At 58.2% G+C, this 2,097-nt stretch carries 3 protein-coding genes and 1 pseudogene; 1 reads left to right on the top strand and 3 read right to left on the bottom strand.

Translation table 11 applies throughout. The features are described 5' to 3' along the window. Window positions 1–586 precede the first annotated feature (586 nt). A complete protein-coding gene (locus NKH57_RS33620) occupies window positions 587–844 on the top strand; it encodes a hypothetical protein (protein ID WP_352950656.1) in 258 nt (85 codons plus the stop codon). A gap of 140 nt (window positions 845–984) precedes the next feature. Here NKH57_RS33620 and NKH57_RS33615 read toward each other — a convergent pair whose 3' ends face one another. The 3 genes and pseudogenes from NKH57_RS33615 to NKH57_RS33605 form a co-directional block, all read right to left on the bottom strand. Continuing rightward, window positions 985–1,299, bottom strand: coding sequence for a DUF982 domain-containing protein (locus NKH57_RS33615; RefSeq protein WP_352602433.1), 315 nt, complete (start codon window positions 1,297–1,299; stop codon window positions 985–987). A gap of 330 nt (window positions 1,300–1,629) precedes the next feature. Then, window positions 1,630–1,815 carry a hypothetical protein gene (locus NKH57_RS33610; RefSeq protein WP_352950654.1) on the bottom strand — a complete coding sequence of 62 codons (186 nt, stop codon included), beginning with the start codon at window positions 1,813–1,815 and terminating at the stop codon, window positions 1,630–1,632. A gap of 123 nt (window positions 1,816–1,938) precedes the next feature. Next, window positions 1,939–2,097 (bottom strand): annotated as a pseudogene (locus NKH57_RS33605) (Hsp20 family protein); the annotation flags it as partial.

The raw sequence follows: 2,097 nt of genomic DNA, 5'->3' as shown, positions 1-2,097 counted from the left end.
GACGCCCTGGAACACTGGCTGAACGAGCGCGACATTGCCGAAGACCAATACGACAGCGGCGGCGGCATCTGACGACACGGAGATGAAACTTAAAGGCCCCGGCGCATCACCCAGCACCGGGGCCCTTGAGGCATGTACGAGCTACCTAGCATGTCTGCATATGATCGTGGCCTAATATGATGAATGAACAGTGAATGACCACCATCTAACCTGGGGGCAATGACGGTGCAGCGGGCGACCTTGGAGGGGCTGATGACCCGCCGCACTTGTCACTCTCCCCACGGGATATCCGCGATTTGACGGTACCTCAGCGTTTAACGCAATTGCGCCAAAAGGATTACCCCAGTCAAAGGGGATGATCGCCGCTGCTGCCGGATGAACTTTCGTATCGCCAGTGTCTCGCGGCGGACTTGGAGGGTGGCAGCTGGCGCTTCGCTGTCCGATTCAGGTCCAACTGTTGGCTGCATGCCGACTATGCCATCTCTGCCCCGGACTCGCCGTCGCAAGCGTAAAGCCGGGGGGACGCCTCTTGCAAATAGTCCTTCGAACACCATCTGCTTCGCTAGCATTTCGGACGGAGGAAAGGATGAGCATGACACGCCAAGACGTTCTCTCGATCCTCGGACGCGTAGACGACGCAACGATTGCTGAAATCATTGCGTCCGGTGCTTCGCTCGAGGAGTTGAGAGAGGCATGGGCCTGGGCTTTTGCCGATGAGGCGCTGATGAGCGAGGGACGACCGCTGCCAGGAACACGGATGGCAAATCTAATCGATCTGATCCAACCTGACGAAGAAGGAGACCTGGCGGATCCGGCCCAAGGGAATCCCGGCGGCAGCCATTAATTCTGAGAAGCCGGCTACAGCTTTTTCGAAGACCAATCCCGATTTCGCGTGAGCCCCTAACTCCGCGAGCCTTGCCGTCGTACGACGAGGCATCGGGCGGCGATTCGAATTGCCCCCGTCTTTAGCCGCTGGATGACGGGCTAGCCGTCAATGTCCATAGGCTGATTTACGCCGCCAATCTTCGGCCCTGTCATCCAGTGCGGCGCCACAGGCACATTGTCGATCACACCGACCCTGCGTGCCCAAGCCGTAAACGTCTTGTGCGCCGCCTCGACGGACTTCCGACCATCATACGCAGCGTAGCAAGTGTCACATGCCGCCGCGTGAAGGAGGCCTCGCCTTTCGACCGGCCATTCCTCCAGAAACTCTATCGCATCCATGAGGCAAACGATCTTTCGGAGAGCAAAGGTATCGTCCCGTACGAAAATCGCATGTTTGAACATCTCACTTTCCATAATGACCTCCCTTCGAATCGTGCGCCAACCGATTTCTGCCTCGTCCTGTCGCCAAGATGAGGGGTAAGCCGACGAACTCGGCAGACCACGCGGCAGCTGTGGAAAAGATCGGAATCGCCTCTTTTCAGTTCAAGAGGAAATGGCGAGACGAACAGCCAGAATCTTAAGGCGCCTTGCGAGCGCAGGGCCAGCATGGCAAGCAAGGGCGGGATAATGATCAAGTCTCACGGGTTCTCCACGGTGAGGCTGTGGCGCAATTTGTTGATAAGCGTCTACTCGTAAGGGCTGATCGCGCCCGGCAGCGAACGGTTGTCAGCGATTGAGACACGCTCACTCATCACCACGTCGATGCATAAATCGCCTCAAGGTTCCGCCAACGCTGGCCCATGATGCGACGCCCTGCAAAGCAGCGCCGTAGCTGGTCTGCAGCAAAGGCCAGTTGAAGCCGATTCCAGAAAGATCCGCGCCGGCAATTTTCCACGACTCGTTCGCGCGCTTGGAATCGAATGACTTCACTTGCTTGCACCTGCATCATTCGTCTCTTCGATGGAGCGAAGGATGCGCCGGAGACGGCGACGTGCCGCCTCCGGCCTGCTCTATGCGTCAGTGGGTGCCTGTCGCTTCTGATTCACGCTGACTTCAGGCCGCGTTCTTTTCGGCTTCGATCTGTCGCGGCGCTGCCTTTGCCGTGCTGCCGGCGATTGCGATCCGGTGCGGTTTCATCTCTTCGGGAAGCTCGCGCTTGAGATCGATGTTCAGCAACCCATTGTCCAGGCTGGCGCCGACGACCTTCACATG

The organism is Mesorhizobium sp. M1050, from assembly GCF_040318715.1.
Classification (GTDB): domain Bacteria; phylum Pseudomonadota; class Alphaproteobacteria; order Rhizobiales; family Rhizobiaceae; genus Mesorhizobium.
Note: the sequence above shows the minus strand (reverse complement) of the source record. Positions and strands in the feature narration are given on the sequence as shown.